This window comes from Paenibacillus sp. V4I5 (genome assembly GCF_030817255.1).
GTDB lineage: Bacteria > Bacillota > Bacilli > Paenibacillales > NBRC-103111 > Paenibacillus_E.
On sequence record NZ_JAUSZB010000002.1, the window covers coordinates 5,605,050 to 5,627,227 of the forward strand.

A 22,178-nucleotide genomic window follows, 5' to 3' on the forward strand; every position below is an offset into this window, starting at 1 on the left:
ACTACATAAAAAAAAGTAACTTATTTACAAAACCACATTCATGTAGAATAAATACAACCAGATAAAGATAGAACCTCACTAGAAAAGGAGCACTCTCATTGAAATGGCCTATCTTTAACCGACAAACGCTTGTTTTTAAAATATTCATTAGCTTTCTTGTCATTATTTTATTGTTTTCCTCATTTAACCTGCTGTCCGTCCACTTATTCGGTAAGGGCGTACAGAAAGAGATTATTCAGTACAACCGCTTGATGCTTAAGAATACCGCAGAGCGGTATCAAACTCATTTTGAGCGAATGAAGACTATACTGTTTGATCTTTATTCAGATGAATATGTGGTTGCTTTCAACCGTCAACTTCTTAGGAAGAGTCCGTTAGATATCGAGTTTTCCTCTGCGACAGAATTTATGAAGCCACTGCGGGCCCAGGCGTATAATCCGATGCTCTATCTCCATAATGTGTTGATTCATTTCAACACGCCATCGATCGTTTTTGAAAAGGAAGGCAGCGTCGAAGCGGACATGCTTTTCTCGCAATTCTACGTGAGCGAAGATTACCCGCTCTCATTCTGGGAAAATAATTTGCGTGATTCCCGCAATTACAGGCTGCACGCCGAAGAAACATTTACGGTGTCTACCCTGAATTCCGCATTGGAGCTACAGCTTATTCCATTTTCGTTTCGGGTGCCAGCATCCAATTATCAGGTGATTGCCTTGCTTGATGCCAATCTGATGCGAGAAGCCTATTATGGCGAGGAGGACAATCGGCAGTTCATGATCTTAGAGAAGAATGGATCGCTTCTATACAGCACCTCTGGTCGGCTGGCGGCAACCGATATACCCAAGTTTAATGATAGTGAAGATTACATCTTATCCGGCGATTATTACTTTTTTAGAGACACGCCTGCCGAATCTAGTCTCACCTATGTAACAGCTGTTCCTTATTCCAATATCGCGACAAGAGTCAGGACTGCCACACTTACTCTGATCTTGATCTCTGGCGCTGCGATCATCATCGGCATCCTTGCTTCCGTGTTCTTTAGCCGCAAAATTAATCGACCGGTCAAAGATATGGTAACTTTGCTTTTACGCAGGGATTCGGGCAAGTTGAAAAGCACCATTCACGAGTTTGACTTGATCCATCAGAACATCCGGGATTTGATGCTGGAGAAGGAGGCCACCCTCAAGGATCTAATCGACAAACGATCTCTTCTGACTAGCTTTGGTTATATCAATAAATTGAAAGCTATTATGTCCGACATTAACGACTGGAAGGATATCGCCGAAATGAACGAACCGTTCTTCATCGTATTGTATCAGCTCCACTTTAAGATGCTATCGGTTGAGAACAGTCAGATGAAAACGGATCGCATGGCTTACTATATTCAGGAGTATATTAATGTGGTCATGTCCGAATCTGTCCCCTCTTCCCATACCTTTCAAATCGAAAATAATCAAATTTTATCTCTAATTAGAGGTAAGGATGTGGGAGAAGAGTTGGAGCAAGGACTGGGGATGTTGAAAATGATACTCGACCGGGATAAAGATTATTTTCTTGCAACTATTGCAATCAGCTCGGTTTACGAGCATTCCAGCCAGTTTAATGATGCCTATCTCGAAGTTCAGGAGATGGCTCAGCGAGCCAGGCCAGTAGATGAAAGTCAAATCATTCGGGAACGTCGCCATGTACCGCCTCAACTGGTATTCACAGTTCAGCAAGAGCAGGAGCTGTACGCGAACTTGCAGGCAGGCAACCATGAGTTCTGTATTTCATTCTTGAATCGGATGCTCGAACAATACGATCGAAAGGAAGCAAGCATCCAGCAGCTGAAGCAACTGGCTGCAGGAATCATAGCAAGGGTTGTGAAAATATTAGCACCCTATGGAGTCGATGCAGAATCCTCCATGCAGCAGCGCCATATGGCACTTATGAAAGAATGCTACACGCTGGACCAGTTCAAACAGTTCTATGAGCATCTTTTTCTCACATCCGCCACAATCATCTTATCTATCAAAGATGAACAAGATCCAACCATCTCGTTCATCTTGGACTATGTAGAGAATCGGTATGCGGAGGATCTGTCACTTGAACTGCTTGCTGATAAACTGAATTTATCCGTTGCCTACTTGTCGGTGTATATTAAAGAGAAAACGGGCACTAACTTCAGTGAGCACTTAAATGCTATCCGAATTCGCAAAGCGAAGGAGTTGCTTACCGAGCATAATCTTAGTGTACAGGAAATCGGCCTTCAGATCGGTTACCAGAATGTCACTTCTTTTATACGAATGTTTAAGAAAATAACCGGCATTCCGCCCGGTGAGTATCGGAAATCAAAACGAATGTAAACCATCTAAAAAATCGTCAATTGCCTGCCGACCCGTGCGGAAGTAGGATAATCTTGTTGTAGACAATCTCGTTGTCACAATCAAAGAATGGGGGGCGTTTCAATGGAGTGGACGATCAGTTATTCCGATTTATTGATGCTAGGGAAGCCAGTGGAAGAAAATGTGGAAGCGCTTGTTAGAGAAGGGGCGAAGCATATTGAGCTTCTGCTTGATGGAGGGGCGTGGAACGATATAGAAGGAACCATGAACAGGTCTGTCCCTTACCTCCTGCATGCCGGCGTTTCTTATAGCGTGCATCCTCCTGCTTGGGATACGAATCTAACCAGTGAAAATAAAGCAATACGTGATGCTTCATTCGATGAATACCGCAAATCGATCTTATTTGCCCACCGTATAGGGGCTAAACATGTCGTGATTCATCCGGGGTTTTGCTTTTCACCGGCTTTCAGTAAACAAAATGCAATCGCTCAGGCTGAGGAGGCAGTAAATAGGTTATGCCGAATAGCTTCTCCTCTCGGGATTCAATTAGCTATCGAGAATGTTGGATATCACGGTCATTCGCTATTTACGGAGGATGAGTATGTGCAGTTCGTCCTGCGGCTGGAATCTGCGGCTGTCTATTTGGTAGACACGGGGCATGCCCACCTTAATGGCTGGAATATTCCAGCTTTACTCCAGAAGGTAGCCCCTAGGCTTGGTTCCGTTCATCTGCATGATAATTTCGGGAGTTCCGACGAGCATCTTCCCATCGGTGAAGGTTCGATAGAATGGGAACCTATTTATGAGGTGCTGCGTTCAGTGCGCGATTGCCAGTTGATTCTTGAATACGCACCTGGAACCGAGCTTTCCAGACTTCGTTCTGATACAGCCCTTCTCCTAGAGCAAATAGATAGGCATGGAGAATAAGCGCTGACAAATAGGCCTCACGATACGGGGGCTTGATCATCTTATTTTAATGCGAGAAAATTCTGGGATAGCAGATTTTTCTTAACCATGATTTGATTTTTCGCTACGTAACTCGAAAATTGTTGAAAACGGTTTAGGGGAATGGGGTTTGCATTACCGCACAATAGAAGATCATTGTAGGATTGCAAGAAAATTCGATCTTCGAAATTTGGAGCTGGGAATTGGTGGGGATTTTCCCGGTCGAATTCAAAGGGATATCGGTCAACAAAACAATCTCCGCACCTGCATGAATGACTATGGTATCAAAGCTCCTCCGTTCGTGGTTTTGGAGAACGATTTTACTCTGTGGATTCTGAACAATTAAGAATGATGAAAAACCGTGTAGCTCATGACATACGTCTTGCCTCCCGTCTTGGTGCTTCGTGGAAAATCTTGGTTGACAGTATCCGTTACTAGCGTGTATGATGTGAACAAGTTAATAATTGTGATGGAGACAAGGAGATCACGTAGATTGCATGTCAATGGGCATGGCAATTTATGTGTTTTTTTTCGCTCTTTTCAACCGTTTCCTCTAGATGAGCGTGACGGAAAATAACGAGTTACCAAAAGCGTTATAGGGAAGTCGAATGCCCTCTAACGTGAAAAATGTAACTTTTAGAAAGAGAGGGGTTTGCCGTATGTCAGTAAATGAAAGCGTTTTAAATCGGGGGATAACGGAAAGTGTGTCAGCAAGGAAAAAGAAGTGGGAGGAGAATATATTAGCTTATTTATTTCTAGCGCCTTCCTTGGCTTTGTTTATTGCTTTCCTTTTTTATCCAATGGTCAAATCTGTTTACTTGAGCATGACGCTCACGGACCCTCGCGGTAGGGTCGTTGAATTTGTTGGGCTGGATAATTTCATCGATTTACTCGCATCGGGACAGTTTTATTCGAATTTGAAAGTGACGTTGCTTTTCATCTTGTTTACAGTACCTACTTCAATCGTATGGTCCCTGTTTTTGGCGGCAATCACACATAACAAACTGCGGGGTATGAAAGTATTCCAGTTCATATTTTCTCTGCCTATCGTCATTTCGGTAGGTACGGGGTCGATTATCTGGTTCTTGCTCTTCCATCCGACAGCAGGCATGCTGAATTACTTTTTAAGCATTGCAAACATCGATCCGATCCCTTGGCTAACGAGTCCTTCGTGGGCGTTGGTTTCGATCTCCCTGTTGACGATATGGATGAATATGGGATTCCTGTTCATTGTGCTATCCAGTGGTCTTCAAGGGGTTCCGGAAGAAATTTATGAAAGCGCTAAAATTGACGGTTCAGGACCAACACGGACATTTATCCAAATCGTTTTGCCGCTTCTGTCGCCAACGATATTTTTTGCTCTTATTGTGTCCGTGATCGGAGCCTTCCAAGCCTTTGGACAAATTCATATTTTGACAAAAGGTGGTCCGATGAATACGACTAATGTGATCGTGTATTCCATCTACCAGGACGCTTTCGTTAATTTCCGTTTCGGAATTGGAAGTGCACAGGCTTTAGTTCTCTTCGTAATTATCATGATCTTGACTGTGGTGCAGTTTAAAGTATTAGAAAAGAAGGTGCATTATCAATGATCGCGAAAAGGATTGCACCCACCCTGAATTACTTATTGCTAGTTGTGCTGGCCCTTATCGTTTTGTATCCGCTGTTATTTACGGTATCCTCATCGTTTATGACAGAGCAGGAAGTATCTAACTTCCCACCGCCATTATTTCCTTCTCAGTTGTATCTCGAGAACTTCAAGAACGCTATTTCTGGCTTTCCAATCGTACGCTTTATTCTGAACAGTTTTATTGTATCTTCGGGGATTACGGTAAGTCAGGTTATCACGTCCAGTTTGGCCGCCTACGCTTTTTCGTTCTTGAATTTCAAAGGAAAGAAAGTTTTGTTCGCCGTCTTTCTTTCAACCATGATGATTCCATGGGAAGTCACCATTATTCCTAATTATTTGACCATCAAAAATTGGGGATGGATGGACAGCTACCAGGGGCTGATCGTTCCCTTTATGGCTGGGGCCTTCGGGGTTTTCCTGCTTCGCCAGTTTTTCCTTCAGCTGCCTAATGAGCTGTTTGATGCGGCAAAAATTGACGGATGCGGGCATCTGCGGAATTTTTTCTCGATCGTACTTCCGCTATCCCGTCCTGCACTTTCTACTTTGGCGGTCTATGTCTTCCTTACGCACTGGAATCACTATTTATGGCCTCTGTTAATTACAAATAGGGCATCCATGCGAACGGTGCAAATCGGGGTTTCGATGCTGCAGCATGCTGAAGTCATGTCGTGGAATTTGATTTTAGCGGGAGTTACACTGGTTCTGCTTCCATCTTTCATTTTATTGGCCTTTGGCGTGAAACAATTAGTACGTGGGATTACAGCAGGCGCTGTAAAAGGTTAAACGAGCGATGATCCGTCTGTTACCTAACAGACTTATCATATATATTTATCCACTTTGAGCGAGGAGAGATAGAGACAATGGGGAATAAAAGGTTAACGGGTTTAGCTTTAACGGCAACGATGGTTTTCCTTGCAGCATGCAGCGTAAATATGGGGGAAAGTACAGAAAGCAAGAAACCAGAGACAACGAAATCTGGAGCAGCAGTTGAGATAAGCGGGACTAAAAAAGTCGTTTTCTGGCATGCGATGGGTGGAGCAAATACGAAAGTTGTTGATCAACTGGTCGCCAATTATAACGCTTCTCAGAATAAAATCAAAGTAGAAGCGGTCTATCAAGGAAATTACGACGACCTGCTTAGTAAACTGAAGGCGTCGATGGGGACAAGTGAAGGTCCTTCAGTCGTCCAGATGTATGAAATCGGTAGCCGCTTCATGATTGATTCCAAAGCAATTACACCGATGCAAAACTTCATTGATGCAGATAAGTGGGATTTGTCACAGTTGGAGCCGAACATCGCTGGTTACTATACGTTAGGCGGCAAACTTTACTCGATGCCGTTCAACACATCGAATCCGGTTCTTTATTATAACAAAGACTTGTTTAAAGCTGCCGGCCTTGATCCTGCGAAACCTCCAAAGACTTTCGAGGAATTGAAAGCTGCAGCTGACGCAATTACCAAAACTGGTAAAGCGACAGGAGCAAACTTTGCGATATACGGCTGGTTCATGGAGCAGCTTTTTGCCAACCAAGGCGCGGAATATGTAAACAACGGAAACGGTCGCAGCTCGATGGCAACCCAATCGCAAGTGAACTCGGAAGCTGGAGTAAAAGTGTTGACTTGGTGGAAAGACTTGGTGGACACTAAAGCTGCAAACAACCTGGGACGTAAGACCGACGATTCCAAGAAGGCATTTTCTGCTGGACAGGTGGGTATGATCTTAGAGTCCACTGCTCAAGTTAAAGGGCTTGTTGACAGCGCTAGCGGCAAATTCGAAGTTGGCACCGGTTTCTTGCCGAAGCCAGCAGATGCGAAAGAAGGCGGCGTAGTTGTCGGCGGAGCCAGCTTGTGGGTCATGAACAACCGATCGGATGACGAGCAAAAATCGACTTGGGATTTCATCAAATTCTTGACTTCACCTAAAGAGCAGGCCTACTGGCACGTGAACACTGGATACTTCCCGATTACTAAAAAAGCTTATGACGAAGATATTGTAAAGGAAAACCTGAAAAAATTCCCTCAATTCCAGACCGCCATTGATCAACTGCACCAAACGAAGATGAACCCAGCAACGCAAGGCGCGGTAATGGGGGTATTCCCTGAAGCAAGACAAATTGTTGAAGGGGCGATCGAAGAAGTGCTCAACAACAAGAAGTCGCCGAAGGAAGCATTGGATGCAGCGGAAAAAGAGATCACTTCGAAGATTCAAACTTACAACAAAACAGTCAAATAATTATGTAAAAAGGCTTGAGTCCACTAGCCTGAAAGGAAATAGGAATGCTAAGTAATAAACCAATGATTATTGCACATCGTGGGGCCAAAGGAATGGCTCCAGAAAATACGCTCGCTGCTTTCAGGCTTGGGTTAAGCCAGGGATGCGAAGGGATTGAGCTTGACGTACATTTGACCGCCGATGATGAAATTGTCGTTTGTCATGATATGACGTTGGATCGGACTACAGACGGGAAAGGCCTGATAGCGGAGAAAAGCTTATCGGAAATCAAAACCTATGATGCTGGTTTCTGGTTTGGCAATGAGTTCAAAGGGGAGACCGTTCCTACTTTAGACGAAGTCTTTGATCTAGTACCTGAAAGCATTATGATTAACGTGGAAGTTAAATATGCATACGAAGGCAGAATGGAGCGTAAGTTAGTTGAATTTCTACGCAGACGTCACCGTTTAAATCATGTCATCGTTTCATCTTTCGACCATAAGTGTGTCAGAAGGATCAAGCAAATGGAATCGGAAGCCAAGATCGGTCTTTTGTATCAATCTAAATTGCTTGATCCTACCGCATACGCGCGAAGTTTTGATGTCGAGGTGTACTCGCTTCATCCGTACTTTCAAATGCTGGATGCCGAGGATGTGCTGAAGGCTACAGAGAGCGGGCTTTATGTCTACCCTTATACGGCAAATGAAGTCAATGATCTGCTGCATCTAACTGGGTTTGGGGTTTCGGGTATCATTACGGACTTCCCTGGAAGATTAAAAGATTTGTTGCATACGCAGGATTCCAAGTGAAAAAAAATCTATGCGTAAAGCCCCGGTTTCCGGGGCTTTACCTTTCATTTTATCTTTAGGAATGGGGACATGAAATGAGTCTTCTTGTTTTGGAGAAACTAGGGATGGCGCTGTTATTAGGTCTGTTGATCGGGATTGACCGTCAACTCAAGCATAAACCATTGGGTATGAAAACGAGTATGGTGATTTCAGTGGCGAGCTGCTTAATCACTATTGTATCGATAGGAGCCGTTCAAAAGTACTCCATCCCCGGATATACGAATATGGATCCTATGAGGCTAGCTGCTCAAATCATAAGCGGAGTAGGTTTTATCGGGGCCGGCGTTATTTTAAGACGAAGTAATGAGATTATTTCGGGACTTACGACAGCGGCCTTGGTATGGGCAGCATCCGCTCTAGGCATCGCAACGGGAGCAGGTTTTTTTCAAGAGGCGACTATGGCTGTCATTCTCATTATTTTCGCTATCAATCTGTTTCCGATTTTTATCAAGCTGCTTGGCCCGCAAAAACTGAGGGAGAAGGACTTGGCGATCAATATTATATTCAGTCCTGAAGGGGACATGTCTACACTTATTGATCAAATCAGCGCAGAATACATGAAGGTGAAGCATATCAAAATCAAGGACTTGAACGAGAACCAACAAATTCAGTTGGTCATTTCCACGGCAGACAAACATCGTACGACAACTGTTTATACCAAAATCAAGAAGATCGAATATGTGCTAGCTGCCGAAGTTGAAACGATAAGCAATTAGTACGAAAGAATTTCATGTGGAAACTATTACCACTATGCAAAAGTTGAAATTAATAGTCTAACTATGCTAGTCTAACATAGACAAAAAATGCCGAATCTCGGAGCAGCAAAAGCTCCGGGTACGGGGGACTTCTTTACTTGGGGTGAATGAATGCTCAGCTTTTTAGAAACTGAGCGCGCTAGGGAAACCTCTTCCCGAACCCGTCAACTAACCTCGGAGGCTTCAAGGAGGCAAAATTTTTGAAATATTTCACAAAAAGCTTTATTTGTTCATGCGCACTTGTTTGTGCGGCAGTATCTCTGTTTTCCGCTCCCTCGGTTCAAGCCGCATCATCAACATCCACTGTGAAAGTCCAAGTCAACGATGAGTTGATTAAGTTCCCAGAAGTACAGCCATTTATTGACAATGCAGGAACGCTGCAAGTTCCACTACGAGTGCTATCTGAGAAATTGGGTTATCAAGTAGGCTGGGCTAGGCAAGAAAACGACATAGTGGTTACGTTGATGAACAAGCAGCAGACGATTCAACTGACAACCGACGAGAAGCAAGCGATCGTGAACAGCAAGACGATTAGTCTGGAAAGCAGTCCGACGCTTTATCAAGGTAATACGTATGTACCCTTGCGTTTCATTACTGAAACATTTGGTTCTCCAATTGAATGGAATGAAGTGAATCGTATCGCGATTGTGAATGTCGATGGCAAGTCGCACAAGCCGGCCTGGATTGCACCGCCACCAACGCCAGTCCTAGCCTCAGCTCCAAAGGTCGCAGCGGTAGCTAAACCATCCGTGTCTGATCAAATCGTGCAAACAGCAAATACGTTCATGGGTACGCCATACGTTTGGGGAGGCACAACACCCAGAGGGTTTGATTGTTCCGGATTTGTGCGCTATTTGTACGAAGCTAAAGGCATTGATCTACCCAGAACTTCGGTTCAAATGTATGATCAAGCCGGAACTAGAGTTACGGACTTGAAGGTTGGAGATCTTGTGTTTTTTGCAGCAGGCAGTGTAAATCACGTGGGTATTTATCTGGGGAATGATCAATTCATTTCAGCAACAACGTCTAGAGGTGTAACGATAGATAGTCTCGCCAGTTCCTACTGGGGATCCAGATATGTGGGAGCCAAAAGAGTTCTGTAATTCAGCCATGTGGTGAAAAAGGATTAAATCATCGGGCATTTGTTCTCTATGAATCTTTCGAATGAAAGCATAGAAGGCAAATGTTCTTTTTTTTACGCGAAATATTGCGATTTTTATCGAAATTTTATGGTTTTTAGCCTATAATGAAGAAATGTTTGGAAGAAAGCAGGTGACACGAACGGCATGCAATTAAGTGTCTGGAAAAGTTGGTTTTATAAAAAAAGACATTCGAATAAAGCAAATAGCATGTATATCGTGGAACAAGGTCCTGCCATACCAGAAGAGATTCGGGGAGTCATTGATCGATTTTTTCTTACGTATAATCATTTCAAAGGGGCAAGAAGCCTACAGACGGATACGTTTATAAAAGAAGTCTTTTACGCAACGAAACAGGATCCGAAGGATCAAAGGACAATAGAAGAGATGGAAGCCTATATTCAGCAGAAAAACGTGCATCGCTTGCGATTAAAATCCTTTGTTGTCGATGAGTATCTTCGTATAGGCGAGAAGGTTTGCATGATTGGTGTGACGAGGGAATTCAGTAATAATCAGAGAAATCGCGTGCTTTATTTTCTAATAAAAGAGGATCAGTCTTGGCGCTTTCATCATATCGCAAGGTCTCACCATGGGACTGTTCTAGATAAGTTTCAAGTGAATGAGCAAACGGGGTTCGTAGTTGGAAATGAGAAAGCCGCTCTCCTCTTTCTGACACACTCCGGATCTGCCGATGCATCCACCTTTATATTGGGTGATTATGTGCATGTGGAAGGCTATTTGGAAGTGGAGCAAGAGGTGAGCAGCCAACTGTATTACCGTATTGTACGAATGAATCGCGTGCACTAAAAGCGAAGTGAAACCCGGTAAAGCTGCGGATCCCACTGGATCTGTCCGCCTAAGGATTCAATAATGGCTCGTAAGGGCATATAAATATGACCATCTATTATGGTAGGTGCTTCAGGGAGTAGGACCGATTGCCCATTCACAGTCATCACGGAAAGATCTGGCCGAAGCTGAAGATTAGTAGAGCCATGATGAACGGTTAATGTACGGGTTGTCCCGTTCCAATCGAATTTGGCTCCGATTCTTTCTAGAATGCCCCGAAAGGGTACCATACTTGTTTCTTGCAATAAATACCCTCGGAACTCATGCACGAATTGTCCATTTACCTCCAATTGGATTTGTGGATGATCTAGACGTTCCACGACAAGTGCATTGCTCAGCGCCCGACCCGGACTTCGCAGCATGGAGCCGTTCGCATACAGAGATGAACTTGCACCACCATCCATATTCATCGCATCCGTTAAACCTAGCTTTAGAAGAACCTGTGCCATATCCGCCATCGTAGCTGCGGAGAGTGTCCCCATGACGAACTGATGGGAAGCGTCTAACCCAATGAAGCTGCGTACGTTCGCACTCGTTGTGATTTTGGGATCGGTAAAGCCATCGCGTTTGACATCTAGATCAACAGCGCCATTGGTAAGCAGATGCGGTCCTGCGCCGATAGAAGCATCAACCGCCGCAAGAGTAGAGCTTGCTCCGGTATCTTTATTATGGAGAGATGATGTCAGCTTCACTGTATCGCCAATATGGATATTCGGCAGCACGTAGGTCTTATTATTGGCACTATTTCCGAGTAGGAACACCTGCCCATCTTCGGGAATATCGACACTCTGCGTCGTAACATCTGTAACTTTGCCCTCGCGAAGGACAACTTTGGTTGAGTTAGGAAAGCCGATCGTCGGCCCAAAAGCGCGGGTGTACCAGACGACTTGATCATTGGCGGAATCCCCGTAATATTTGTTCACACCCCAAGCAGTGAATGTGTAGGCTTTGCTCTGATGAGTAACGCTTATTTGGTGTTCGGTTTGGATTCGTTGTAAGCTGGCTGTTTTGTCGGCGTGAACGAGAAAGGCAGGATTAACGCCTGAGTGCATGATTTCGCCGGAGCCGATGAGTAAACCATTCGGGTAGCGCTGGGTATCATCTTTTTCATAGGCGTCAAAGAAAGTCCCATTGATCCCTGCAATCGCATGGTTCCTCGTTAACATGGAGGAGAAGGACTCATCATGACCGATGCCGCCTTCAGCCGTTACAGGCTTAACGCGCAAGTAGGGATCAGTGAGATCCACTGTGACCCATTGTACAGTAAACGACTTGCCATTATGAGCAATCGTTCGGCTTTGTGTTTGAACGGTACCTTGTGCTGAAGTAGATGCTGGGAAGATAAAGGCTGCTGAAAGCAGGCTGCTGAGCATCACGGCGTAAGTAAGAGTGCGGAAACGAGCAAGAGGCATGGCAGCTATCATCCTTTCTGAATTTACTTCTTTTTTAATTCGCGCAGGGAGTAGAACGTTCCTCTCCAATTGATGCCACCTTGTTTCCAAGTTAGCCAAACGGAGCGGACAATCGTATAGAGGAGCAGGGAAGCGCTGATAGGGAGCAGGAAAGCTTCATCTCCGCGTTTGCTCATGAGGCGGAACATTAGCTTGCGGTATAGCCATATTTGTAAAATGACAGCGACAGCATAGACGGCACCTCTCCAGTCCCAAAGGAAGATAAGACCGAGCCAAGGGAATATAAAAAAGATAAGCTGACCCAGACAAGCGAGTAAAGCATTGGTGTAGCTGTAGCGAAACCCGGAGAAAAGGTTTTTCTCCAGACCGATGATCGCTTCCTTGAGGGAGCGGTACCATTCGACTTGAAGGATGTGCTTGCCGGACAGAACCTTCTGCCTAAATCCAGCTCGTTTGAGGGAGATGCCTAATTGAAGGTCATCATCAGGTCTTAGGGCGATCGATTTGTGCGTGCCTATCGCTTCATACGCGCTGCGACTAACCATGTTGAAGGCTCCAATTCCGATACCTGGTTCACGGGCGCTGTCAAGATTGGCACGCCACGGGCGAACGAATAAAGAAAAAGAGAAGAGGAAGAAATGAACGAAACCTCTGAGCAATGTGCTTCGCGCAACCATGTTAGGGGTCAGCGTGAGATGCTGTACGTCATGTTCCTTCATATAAGCAACGCTATCTGAAATTGTTCCAGGTGCAAAGATGATATCCGCATCTGTAAAAAGTAAATATTGGCCTCTCGCTTGCTGATACCCTTGGTAGAGGGCATGGTTTTTGCCAAGCCAGCCTTCAGGCAGAGAAGTGATGTGAATGATTTGCAGCGGTGTGTGAATATCCGTTTTGCGCTGTGACCATTTCCGCAGCTCTTCGAGCCGGACGCCGGTAGCGTCCTGAGAGCGGTCATTGACGGCGATGATCTCGAGGCGCGGATAATTTTGCGAGAGAAGGTGACGGACGGTTTCTAGGATGGTACTCTCCTCTTCTTTGGCGGCGATAATGACCGAAACGAGTGGAGGCTTGTCCGGGAGCTTCGTGGATTTGGGCAGAGAATACAGTAGATGTATGCCTTTAAGCACATCGAAAGTGATATAAAGCCAATAGAGGAGGGTCAGGATCGCGATCATTCCTAGGGTGGACATGGTGTACCTCCTTGTGAAAGAATAGAAGTTGACCGCATTATATCATTCATCAGGAGTGAGGGGAAATTTTGCTGAATGCGTGTTAAGGGAGGATCAGATGGGGGAAGAACGGATTGAACCGCGGGAGCAGTATTGGAAAAAGATGAATGGCGAACAGTTGGCCATCTTTCTCAAAGCGATTGGGAAAAAGTCGGTGATGAAGCCGGATAAGTTGGCTTTTGTATGTATAGGAACAGATCGATCTACAGGTGATTCACTGGGCCCGCTTGTAGGGAGCAGACTTATGGAACTCGGGTATCCGCATGTAATAGGAACACTTGAAGCGCCTTGTGATGCTAGTAACATAGCAGCGCGCTTACGGGAAATTCCACATGGCTGTGTGGTGATTGCGATTGATGCTTGTTTGGGTCAAAAGCTGTCTGTGGGCATGTATCAGGTGTCTAATCAGCCATTGGCTCCGGGGAAGTCAGTTGGGAAGGTGCTGCCTCAGGTTGGGGATTATACGATCGCCGCTATCGTCAATGCAGACGGTCCAAGACAGTATAGTGTTCTACAAACGACATCGCTGTACAGCGTGTTGAAGATGGCAGATGAAGTGACGAAAGCAATCGAGCATGCTTTTCCTATTTAGAAGGCAGCTTAGGGTAGAACGGAGAGATGAATAGTGGGACCAGGCGGTATGGGGCGACTTTCCGATAGGAATCGGCCTAAAGCGAAGTTAAAGGATGTTTCGGTAAAAAGGATTTTGCGGTTGTTCAAGGGATATTGGGGACAACTGCTGGCGATTATAGGATTGGCGTTGTTTGCGGCAATTATTGGTTTAATCCCTCCATTGGTGATGAAAGAGATTATTGATACAGCGATTCCAAAGGGCAATGTGAAGCTTCTGGCAGGGATGGCGCTGTTAATGCTATTTCTGCCTGTCGTTAGCGGTATACTTGGGGTATGGCAAAATCATCTCAATACCAAAGTAACCCAAGGGGTTATTCGAGATTTAGGACAGTCCTTGTTTCATAATTTGCAGCGGCAATCGATGGCATTCTTTACGGATGCTCGGTCGGGGGAAATTGTTCAGCGGATCACGGGAGACGTACAAGCTGTGCAGAGTGTCGTGACCTCGCTGGTTGTGTCCTCAATTACTCAGATTGTCATTGTTGTTTCGACGATTGGTATTTTGTTTGCCCTTGATTGGAAGCTGGCCATTATCTCTGTGCTTATTCTTCCGCTGTTCGTGCTGCCTGTGAAAAAAGTATCAAGGTTAAGGAAATCGCTGCGCACGGAAACGCAGAAAGTGCGTTCGGATATTACTTCTCAGCTTAGCGAAAACTTCGGGATTTCCGGTGCTTTGTTGACGCGTATTTTCGGCAGGGAGAAGCAGCAGGAAATCGAGTTTACGGCTATGAATCAGAAGGTCATGGATTTGGAGCTGCGGCTCAATCTAATCGGCCGTTGGTTCGGGATGGCTACTAGTACGCTGGGGCCGTTAGGCACAGCGATTATTTATATGTACGGCGGCTACTCCGTCATATCCGGCAGCATGACGTTGGGCTCGATCGTCGCTTTCGCGGCATATCTTGGCCGGTTGTACATGCCTGTAGGTACGCTGCTGAACCTGCATGTCGAGGTGGCCACTGCGCTAGGCGTATTCCAGCGCATCTTTGAGTACCAGGACATGGTGCCGGATGTCATGGACTCTGTTGGGGCTGCGCCGCTGAAGCAGGTCGCGGGTCGGGTGGCTTATAAGCAGGTTTCTTTTGCTTATAAGCCAGGGCAGTACGCGTTGCGGGACGTTACATTCGAGGCGCAGCCAGGTGAGATGGTCGCGCTCGTCGGACCAAGCGGCGCGGGGAAATCGACGCTGATCGGCATGATCGCGCGGCTGTATGACTCGACGTCGGGTGTCGTCGAGGTCGATGGCGTGAACGTCCGCGACGTTCAGCTGGCTTCGCTGCGCGCGCAGATCGCGTACGTGACGCAGGAGTCGTTTCTGTTCCACGCGACGATAGGCGACAACCTGCGCTTCGCGCGGGAGGACGCTACGCGTGAGGAGATGGAGGCCGCGTGTCGGCAGGCCTACATCCATGACTTTATCGTGTCGCTTCCCGAAGGGTATGACACGATGGTAGGAGAGCGCGGCCACCGGCTCTCCGGCGGCGAGCGCCAGCGGATCGCGATTGCTCGCGCGATCCTGAAGCGCCCGCGCATCCTCATCCTCGATGAGGCGACATCGCACTTGGACTCGGAGTCCGAGTCCTATGTGCAGGCGGCGCTCGAGGAGCTGATGCAAGGGCGCACGACGCTCGTGATCGCGCACCGGCTCTCCACGGTGCTTGCCGCCGATCACATTCTGGTGATCGAAGCGGGCAGCGTCGTGGAGCGGGGCACGCACAGAGAGCTGCTTGCACTGGATGGGCTGTATGCGCGGCTGTACAGCACGCAGTTCGCTCACGCTGCTGAGGAGTAGCTGTACGCGGCGGTTGATGTAACTAGCTGCCCCAAGAATAAATAAATACTTTAGAGGGATTAGCCTCTTCATGGATAGGCATTCATTTTCCAAAGGTAGGCTCCACTTAGAGGAACGTAGATTCGCTATTTACGTGAAATTAGCTAAAATTCAAGCTTACGAGGAACGACGCTTCGCTATTACGTTGTTATCTTCGGATAGCAAATTTCCATCGAATAACGCACTCACGTTCCGCTACACTTGATATTCGGTTACATGGGAAGAAACAACTCAAAGAATAACAGCTCAACGTCAAGGGAATAAGATTAACAAAGGTGTCATTGCTTATCGGAGTAAAAGGAGTCTCCTTTGATGACAAGAGAAAGGAAACTATAGTTCGAATATCTTGACAAACCCTTCTGTAACTAATATTATTACAGTATAAAAATGAATAGGGGTCGTAAAACATGAAATGTAAAATCAATCGAAATGCAGCTAAGGTCTTAAAAAATATGTTGAGTAGTGAAGAAGCCGAAGGGAAGATGATTCGTGTATTTATTACGCTGAATCACGGAGATCACGCGCATTATGATGTGAAGCTTGATACACCTACTGAACATGATGAAATCGTAGAAACAGAGACATTAAAATTTTACTAGATAAACGAGAAAATCTTTTAGATGGGGTTTGGATTCAATATTTTCATGTACCTGAAGATGGCTTTTTCATAACGAACCCTTCAACAGGATTTCTTGAAAAATAAGTGAATACTTGCTTAAGTTAAAATCTCAGATTGTTGAGAACCCCCATGTTTTCTAAACGTGGGTTATTTTATATTCAAAGGGCATGGAGGTATTTCAATGAGTCAACGCTATCGAATTACAAGAGAATTTCAGGAAAAGGACAATTCGGCGAAAACAATATCTTTGGAAGAGTGCAAACAGTATTTTACGTCCAAACCTGATTTTTCCTATACATCAGTGTTTACGGTATCAGGCTCTACCAGCATGTCTATTGAGGGGGATTTTTTCATGTGGAGCTACGGCGATATAAAGATCCCATTCCGGCATTATCAGGGAGATATTTACGTATCTGGCACCCATGAAGCCGTGATCCCCAAGATGGTTGAGGTTGCAGGCGAATTGGGGGCGGATGTGTTGGAAGGGTAATAACAGGAGGCGTTTCAGCTGTTGCTTTCCGATCCAGGCCAAATACAAAAAAAAAGCACAATGAACCAGGAGAATATAGTTCCTGATCCATTGTGCTTTTTTGCTTCGCACTGTTCCAACATCCTTAATGTAATGCGGAGGGTTCCTGCATGTTAAAGCTTTAGCCGCGCATGAGGAGATGTTAAGTCTCGTCCAAGGTATTTTAAAAACATGGATTATAACGGAGAGGATTGTTTAATAAATTAATAACCTTTAATGATAGCAAAAGCTTCTTCGATCATTTAGAAGCGCTTGGCCGATACGAGAATTTCGCACTTGTCGGAATAGCAGGGCTAAATGGACAGAGGGAGCGTAGCCATATTAATGTACATGCCAAAATAATGCTGATCGACGATGCGTGGGCGACATAGGTTCCTGCAACCTTCACTGGAATTCACTCTTTGGTCATACGGAGATGAACGCTGCGTTTTGGGACCCCAAAGTGGTGCGATCGCTCCGCAATCAACTATTTTCCGAACACCTGGGTCAAGACACTATACAGTTTAACGACTCCGAGGCGCTTCAACTTTACCGGAACATTGCTCATGAAAATCTACTTAGAGGAGCACGAGGCGATTTTGACTGGAAAAGTCTTGCATTCGCCCTAGACCCGACAACTTACGGCAAGTAGCAGCAAGAGTTATTGACAAGCCTTATTATATTTATTGTACAAAAAGACCCCTTCGATAGGATGAATTGTGTTGCTCGCCACTTCACAAGTTACCCAGAATGGGTTTCTTTTTGTTTGTACTTTTTATGAAAAGAGGCTGCCTTTAATGTCTCTTCCTACATTTACCAATGCTTCTTGTGAACAATCCGTCTTGTTCTACAGTCAAATAAAATAAACACCTAAATTACGTAAACATATAGAAATGAAGGAGAACTTAATGAAAAAAAGTTTGAGATCACTATTTAACTGGCATACATTTATGGATCAACTTGAGACTTATACGGCAGCTACATGGTTGAAATTGAAAAAATGTTTGAACCCATTAACGAACAAAATCGGGTTTGGTATTTACTTTTACAAGGATATCACCATAAATTTAAACCGTTTGAACAAAGATATGCTGGCGATTGTCGCCGATTTTGTTACACTTTCGCATTTCGACAAGCGTACATTGCCTAGCTTTGTATCGGTTGCCGATGGGATTTACGCGACGATGTTTACGAAAGTGCCTAACCATATTATTAAACGGATTACCACTTTGGTCACTGCGTTACCAGGTTATAAAGCGCTGCAATCCGCATCCCGTTCATACGGGTATAAATGTGAGCTTCACTACAATCAGGGGAAAATATTTTTTGGCTCGTTACAAATTCATTTTAAGAAAATACAAAACGAACTCTGCACACCTAGTTACACTGCCATCCCAAGGATAGGCGGGACTAATTAAAAAAAACATCCATGGCTTTTTAACCGAAACCTCGACATGAAATTGATTCGTGCTGGGTTTAGCGGTTTTTTGTTTTGGAATCTGAGTTGCTTTCATATCAACTAGTTACCTTATTCAGCGTCCGGACTTGAATTGACTAGGAGTAAGGCCCACGAATTTTTTAAACTGGCGCATAAAGTGGGTATCATTTTCATACCCGCACATTTTGGAAATGGCGGCGATGGATAACGAACTGTTAACCAAAAGATACTTGGCGTATTCCAGCCTGCTGTTGATGATGTCTATAACCACAGAACACCCGAATAGCTCCTTATAGATATGCTGGAAATAAGATTTACTTAAATTCATGCATGAAGCAAGATTTTCTACGGACCTATTCGTTTGAGGGGAACTGTAGAGCTCGTTGCGCAGCTCGGTAAATTGGCTGAAATATCGGCTCGTTTTGTCGGGCAGGGCGGGTCTTTCAAGTAGATTGCGAAGCTTCATAAAAAGAGTTCTTATATCCGAGTCAATGATTTTATCGCGCAGCGGCCCGCCCAAGCGGTTGATGCTATGCAATTCCATAATGCATCTTGTAATTAAAAGAGGATCTGCGGCTTTGACGGGCGTGTCAAGGGGGAAATCCAACTGCATAAGAAAATCCTGAATGTCATTGCCGTCACAATGGAACCAGTCGTTAACAAATGGTTTATCCAATTCCCTGTAAAGTTGGGGGGTTGTAGGGCGAAACAAGATATAAGAATTTTTTTCGGCTACGAATTGCTTGCCGTCGAGAATAACTTCTGAATTATTTTTCAAAAAAACAAAGGCAAAATTCCCTGCGCCTACCGGACGGTCAATAGTGATCCCATCCCAATGGATAAAATTATATCCGCAACTAATTAAATGAATCATCCTGCATCTCCTTAAATAGCACGATAGGTCAGTTTTTGACTATTATAATTTATTGTATCTGAATTACCAAGTACGTACAATTTAATTAAACAGTATGGACAAAGTGGAGAAGAGTAGAGAGCATAATAGGCATGTTTACATGAACTTTGGGTTGATTGCCGCATACTGAAAATAGTGAATCAAAGGAGCATGAATACATGGCAAAACTTACTATCAATGCAGACATTCGCTTAAGCACAATCGACCGCAATATTTACGGACACTTTTCTGAGCATTTGGGACGCTGCATTTATGAAGGCATCTATGTAGGAAAGGATTCGCCGATTGCAAACACGGAGGGGATGCGAAATGACGTTCTAGAAGCGTTGAAGCAGCTTGAAATCCCCGTGCTCCGTTGGCCGGGTGGATGCTTTGCCGATGAATATCACTGGAAAGATGGCGTTGGTCCGAAAGAAAAACGGAAAAGGATGATTAATACGCATTGGGGCGGTGTCGTCGAGAACAATCATTTCGGCACTCACGAGTTTTTGCGTTTATGCGAGCTCATCGGTACTGAGCCCTATATTAGCGGTAATGTCGGAAGTGGAACGGTGGCTGAGATGTCCGAATGGGTTGAATATATGACGTTCGACGGAGAGTCGCCTATGGCCAACTGGCGGAGGGAGAACGGACGCGAGCAGCCGTGGAAGATAACCTATTTCGGGGTGGGCAATGAGAACTGGGGCTGCGGCGGCAACATGCGCCCTGAGTATTATGCGGATCTGTATCGGCAATATGCCTGTTATGTCCGGAATTACGGCGATAACCGAATTTTCAAAATCGCTTGCGGGCCCAATGTCGACGACTATAACTGGACTGAGGTGCTGATGCGTGAGGCGGCCCGCTTTATGGATGGCTTGAGTCTGCATTATTATACAGTCCCTACCGGTATTTGGAGTGACAAAGGGTCGGCCACCGAATTTGACGAAAAACTGTGGTTTGAAACACTGAAGAAGACACTGTTCATGGAAGAGCTCATCGAGCGCCATGATACGATTATGACTCGTTACGATCCGGACAAAAGAGTCGCGCTCATCGTGGACGAATGGGGGACTTGGTACAACGTAGAGCCCGGAACCAACCCCGGCTTCTTGTATCAACAAAATACGATGCGCGATGCGCTTGTTGCCGGAATTAATCTGAACATTTTCCACAACCATTCCGACCGTGTACGCATGGCAAATATCGCTCAGGTTGTTAATGTACTGCAAGCGATCATTTTAACGGAAGGCGCCAGTATGATTCTGACCCCAACCTATCATGTATTCGATATGTATAAGGTTCATCAGGGTGCCAGCCTCGTTGCCGCAGATATGGAAAGCCCGTCTTACGAAATGGATGGACAGAGCATAGATCAGCTTAGTGTGTCTGCATCCGTGGATGCGAATAATCGCCTGCATATTTCTTTATGTAATCTGCATCATGCTGAAGCTTTGGAAGTGGCCTGTACAATCCGCGGTGGGAAAGTTGGCGATGTTGCAGGGCGGATACTAACCTCCGATACGATTCAATCGCATAATACGTTTGGGGAACCGGAAATTGTGAAAACGTCCGTTTTTAGCGATTTCCGCATCGAAAATGACCAACTCATCGTCAAGCTGCCTGCTAAGTCGGTAGTGACGCTTGGAGTCAACCTATGACGGATTGCAAGGGTTGCTCGGCAACGGTGCATGTTTCTTCAGAAGAAATTGCACAATTATTCGGGGAAACACTTCGCATTCGCAATGTCAAACTTACGACTGAAGAAGAGTATGACCGGCGAATGTCGGTATGTCAAAGCTGCGAGGCCTACCAATTCGGTACAACTTGCCGTTGGTGCGGCTGTCTGATGGCTGTAAAAGCTAAGCTATCCGCAGCCAACTGTCCGGCACCGCAAGGGAGCAAATGGTAAAGGAGGAGAAAGCATGAAAGCACCATTATTTCGTGATCCGATTTATGATGGAGCCGCTGACCCCACTGTTATCTGGAACAGACAGGCTCAAGAGTGGTGGATGATTTACACCAACCGGAGAGCTACGGCCGAAGAAATAGGTGTCGCATGGGTGCATGGAACCGATCTTGGTGTCGCATCTTCCAGTGATGGTGGGAAAAATTGGGTTTATCGTGGTACTCTTTCCGGTTTGAATATAGAGTGGGGCCGAAATACATTTTGGGCGCCGGAGATTATATGGCACGACGGTCTCTATCACATGTATGTCAGCTACATTCAAGGTGTACCGAACGAATGGGCCAGCCATAAGCGCAGCATGCTTCACTATACGAGTCCCGATTTGCTTGCATGGACCTATCGATCTGTAATCCAGCTCAGCTCGGACTACGTCATTGACGCCTGCATATACCAGATGCCGGATGGCCGATTCCGGATGTGGTATAAAGATGAGGCCAATGGATCGACAACCTATGCTGCGGACAGTGCGAATTTGTATGATTGGCATGTAGTTGGCTCAGTCCTCACGGAACGCCCGCATGAAGGACCAAACGTATTCTTTCTTAAGGGCTACTATTGGATGATTGTCGATGAATGGCGTGGCCAGGGCGTTTACCGTTCTAACGATTTGGAGAAATGGGAACGAAGCGGTCTCATTCTCGACCAACCCGGCAGTCGTGAAGACGACGGAACAATTGGCCTTCACGCCGATGTCGTGGTGCAAGGTGACGCCGCATATATTTTTTATTTCACCCATCCGGATCGGAAAAGCGACAAACCAGTTTCCCAAGGCTCATCCTATGCAACCCGTCGGTCCTCTATTCAATCTGCACGGCTAGATGTAATCGATGGCATCCTGGTATGTGATCGTGACGAACCCTTCGAGCTGTTGCTCCGTCAGGAACCGCAGCTTTGGGAAAAGTCGACTATATAAACGGAAAACGAAAGGTTAGAAGCAAAAGAAG

At 45.5% G+C, this 22,178-nt stretch carries 19 protein-coding genes, 1 pseudogene and 1 riboswitch; of the genes and pseudogenes, 17 read left to right on the forward strand and 3 right to left on the reverse strand.

Going from position 1 to position 22,178, the window contains the following annotated elements; genetic code table 11:
• The first annotated feature begins 98 nt into the window (after positions 1-98).
• The 9 genes from QFZ78_RS27640 to QFZ78_RS27680 all read left to right on the forward strand — a co-directional run bounded on the left by QFZ78_RS27640 (position 99) and on the right by QFZ78_RS27680 (position 10,661).
• On the forward strand, positions 99-2,345 hold the full coding sequence (locus QFZ78_RS27640; RefSeq protein WP_307552256.1) for a helix-turn-helix domain-containing protein: 2,247 nt from the start codon (positions 99-101) through the stop codon (positions 2,343-2,345).
• Positions 2,346-2,447: 102 nt separating this feature from the next.
• Positions 2,448-3,251 carry a sugar phosphate isomerase/epimerase family protein gene (locus QFZ78_RS27645; protein WP_307552258.1) on the forward strand — a complete coding sequence of 268 codons (804 nt, stop codon included), beginning with the start codon at positions 2,448-2,450 and terminating at the stop codon, positions 3,249-3,251.
• 677 nt (positions 3,252-3,928) lie between these two features.
• On the forward strand, positions 3,929-4,861 hold the full coding sequence (locus tag QFZ78_RS27650) for a carbohydrate ABC transporter permease (protein ID WP_307552260.1): 933 nt from the start codon (positions 3,929-3,931) through the stop codon (positions 4,859-4,861).
• A complete protein-coding gene (locus tag QFZ78_RS27655; RefSeq protein ID WP_307552262.1) occupies positions 4,858-5,682 on the forward strand; it encodes a carbohydrate ABC transporter permease in 825 nt (274 codons plus the stop codon). Before QFZ78_RS27650 ends, QFZ78_RS27655 begins: the two co-directional genes overlap by 4 nt.
• Before the next feature lie 77 nt (positions 5,683-5,759).
• On the forward strand, positions 5,760-7,133 hold the full coding sequence (locus QFZ78_RS27660) for an ABC transporter substrate-binding protein (protein WP_307552264.1): 1,374 nt from the start codon (positions 5,760-5,762) through the stop codon (positions 7,131-7,133).
• A 44-nt stretch (positions 7,134-7,177) separates the two neighbouring features.
• Positions 7,178-7,921, forward strand: a complete 744-nt coding sequence (locus QFZ78_RS27665; RefSeq protein ID WP_307552266.1) for a glycerophosphodiester phosphodiesterase — start codon at positions 7,178-7,180, stop codon at positions 7,919-7,921.
• A gap of 74 nt (positions 7,922-7,995) precedes the next feature.
• Complete coding sequence (locus tag QFZ78_RS27670; RefSeq protein WP_307552269.1) at positions 7,996-8,676, forward strand: MgtC/SapB family protein; 681 nt, start codon at positions 7,996-7,998, stop codon at positions 8,674-8,676.
• 78 nt (positions 8,677-8,754) lie between these two features.
• A riboswitch (cyclic di-AMP (ydaO/yuaA leader) is annotated at positions 8,755-8,913 on the forward strand.
• A 2-nt stretch (positions 8,914-8,915) separates the two neighbouring features.
• Positions 8,916-9,818 (forward strand): C40 family peptidase, encoded by a 903-nt coding sequence (locus QFZ78_RS27675; RefSeq protein ID WP_307552271.1) that lies wholly within the window; start codon positions 8,916-8,918, stop codon positions 9,816-9,818.
• A gap of 183 nt (positions 9,819-10,001) precedes the next feature.
• Positions 10,002-10,661 (forward strand): hypothetical protein, encoded by a 660-nt coding sequence (locus QFZ78_RS27680; RefSeq protein ID WP_307552273.1) that lies wholly within the window; start codon positions 10,002-10,004, stop codon positions 10,659-10,661.
• Here QFZ78_RS27680 and QFZ78_RS27685 read toward each other — a convergent pair.
• Both QFZ78_RS27685 and QFZ78_RS27690 read right to left on the reverse strand, forming a co-directional pair.
• Complete coding sequence (locus tag QFZ78_RS27685; RefSeq protein ID WP_307552274.1) at positions 10,658-12,181, reverse strand: stalk domain-containing protein; 1,524 nt, start codon at positions 12,179-12,181, stop codon at positions 10,658-10,660. The two genes, QFZ78_RS27680 and QFZ78_RS27685, sit on opposite strands and share 4 nt — an antisense overlap.
• Entirely contained in the window at positions 12,136-13,305 is a 1,170-nt protein-coding gene (locus QFZ78_RS27690; protein WP_307552276.1) for a glycosyltransferase family 2 protein, read from the reverse strand. Before QFZ78_RS27690 ends, QFZ78_RS27685 begins: the two co-directional genes overlap by 46 nt.
• A 97-nt stretch (positions 13,306-13,402) precedes the next feature.
• Between QFZ78_RS27690 and yyaC the strand changes: the two genes are divergently transcribed.
• The 5 genes and pseudogenes from yyaC (at position 13,403) to QFZ78_RS27715 (ending at position 18,353) form a co-directional block, all read left to right on the forward strand.
• Positions 13,403-13,936 (forward strand): spore protease YyaC, encoded by a 534-nt coding sequence (gene yyaC / locus QFZ78_RS27695; RefSeq protein WP_307552277.1) that lies wholly within the window; start codon positions 13,403-13,405, stop codon positions 13,934-13,936.
• Between the two features lie 48 nt (positions 13,937-13,984).
• Positions 13,985-15,769: an ABC transporter ATP-binding protein gene (locus QFZ78_RS27700; protein ID WP_307552278.1), complete on the forward strand. Its 1,785-nt coding sequence runs from the start codon at positions 13,985-13,987 to the stop codon at positions 15,767-15,769.
• A 446-nt stretch (positions 15,770-16,215) separates the two neighbouring features.
• Positions 16,216-16,511 (forward strand): annotated as a pseudogene (locus QFZ78_RS27705) (iron-sulfur cluster assembly accessory protein).
• A 97-nt stretch (positions 16,512-16,608) separates the two neighbouring features.
• Positions 16,609-16,917, forward strand: coding sequence for a hypothetical protein (locus QFZ78_RS27710; protein WP_307552280.1), 309 nt, complete (start codon positions 16,609-16,611; stop codon positions 16,915-16,917).
• A 926-nt stretch (positions 16,918-17,843) separates the two neighbouring features.
• On the forward strand, positions 17,844-18,353 hold the full coding sequence (locus tag QFZ78_RS27715; RefSeq protein WP_307552281.1) for a hypothetical protein: 510 nt from the start codon (positions 17,844-17,846) through the stop codon (positions 18,351-18,353).
• A 114-nt stretch (positions 18,354-18,467) separates the two neighbouring features.
• Here QFZ78_RS27715 and QFZ78_RS27720 read toward each other — a convergent pair whose 3' ends face one another.
• Positions 18,468-19,247 (reverse strand): AraC family transcriptional regulator, encoded by a 780-nt coding sequence (locus tag QFZ78_RS27720; RefSeq protein WP_307552283.1) that lies wholly within the window; start codon positions 19,245-19,247, stop codon positions 18,468-18,470.
• A gap of 197 nt (positions 19,248-19,444) precedes the next feature.
• Between QFZ78_RS27720 and QFZ78_RS27725 the strand changes: the two genes are divergently transcribed.
• The 3 genes from QFZ78_RS27725 to QFZ78_RS27735 are packed head-to-tail and all read left to right on the forward strand — an operon-like array spanning position 19,445 to position 22,147.
• Positions 19,445-20,926: an alpha-N-arabinofuranosidase gene (locus tag QFZ78_RS27725; protein ID WP_307552284.1), complete on the forward strand. Its 1,482-nt coding sequence runs from the start codon at positions 19,445-19,447 to the stop codon at positions 20,924-20,926.
• The gene (locus tag QFZ78_RS27730) at positions 20,923-21,177 is read left to right on the forward strand and encodes a DUF6171 family protein (protein ID WP_307552286.1); all 255 of its coding nucleotides are present in this window, start codon (positions 20,923-20,925) and stop codon (positions 21,175-21,177) included. Before QFZ78_RS27725 ends, QFZ78_RS27730 begins: the two co-directional genes overlap by 4 nt.
• A 13-nt stretch (positions 21,178-21,190) precedes the next feature.
• Positions 21,191-22,147, forward strand: a complete 957-nt coding sequence (locus QFZ78_RS27735) for a glycoside hydrolase family protein (protein WP_307552288.1) — start codon at positions 21,191-21,193, stop codon at positions 22,145-22,147.
• Positions 22,148-22,178: the final 31 nt, after the last annotated feature.

Bases quoted from the DNA above. Each gene is read 5' to 3' on its own strand.
- QFZ78_RS27645 (WP_307552258.1), top strand. From the start codon at position 2,448: ATGGAGTGGACGATCAGTTATTCCGATTTATTGATGCTAGGGAAGCCA.
- QFZ78_RS27650 (WP_307552260.1), top strand. From the start codon at position 3,929: ATGTCAGTAAATGAAAGCGTTTTAAATCGGGGGATAACGGAAAGTGTG.
- QFZ78_RS27655 (WP_307552262.1), top strand. From the start codon at position 4,858: ATGATCGCGAAAAGGATTGCACCCACCCTGAATTACTTATTGCTAGTT.
- QFZ78_RS27660 (WP_307552264.1), top strand. From the start codon at position 5,760: ATGGGGAATAAAAGGTTAACGGGTTTAGCTTTAACGGCAACGATGGTT.
- QFZ78_RS27665 (WP_307552266.1), top strand. From the start codon at position 7,178: ATGCTAAGTAATAAACCAATGATTATTGCACATCGTGGGGCCAAAGGA.
- QFZ78_RS27670 (WP_307552269.1), top strand. From the start codon at position 7,996: ATGAGTCTTCTTGTTTTGGAGAAACTAGGGATGGCGCTGTTATTAGGT.
- QFZ78_RS27680 (WP_307552273.1), top strand. From the start codon at position 10,002: ATGCAATTAAGTGTCTGGAAAAGTTGGTTTTATAAAAAAAGACATTCG.
- QFZ78_RS27690 (WP_307552276.1), bottom strand. From the start codon at position 13,305: ATGTCCACCCTAGGAATGATCGCGATCCTGACCCTCCTCTATTGGCTT.
- yyaC (WP_307552277.1), top strand. From the start codon at position 13,403: ATGGGGGAAGAACGGATTGAACCGCGGGAGCAGTATTGGAAAAAGATG.
- QFZ78_RS27700 (WP_307552278.1), top strand. From the start codon at position 13,985: ATGGGGCGACTTTCCGATAGGAATCGGCCTAAAGCGAAGTTAAAGGAT.
- QFZ78_RS27710 (WP_307552280.1), top strand. From the start codon at position 16,609: ATGAGTCAACGCTATCGAATTACAAGAGAATTTCAGGAAAAGGACAAT.
- QFZ78_RS27715 (WP_307552281.1), top strand. From the start codon at position 17,844: ATGAAAAAAAGTTTGAGATCACTATTTAACTGGCATACATTTATGGAT.
- QFZ78_RS27720 (WP_307552283.1), bottom strand. From the start codon at position 19,247: ATGATTCATTTAATTAGTTGCGGATATAATTTTATCCATTGGGATGGG.
- QFZ78_RS27725 (WP_307552284.1), top strand. From the start codon at position 19,445: ATGGCAAAACTTACTATCAATGCAGACATTCGCTTAAGCACAATCGAC.
- QFZ78_RS27730 (WP_307552286.1), top strand. From the start codon at position 20,923: ATGACGGATTGCAAGGGTTGCTCGGCAACGGTGCATGTTTCTTCAGAA.
- QFZ78_RS27735 (WP_307552288.1), top strand. From the start codon at position 21,191: ATGAAAGCACCATTATTTCGTGATCCGATTTATGATGGAGCCGCTGAC.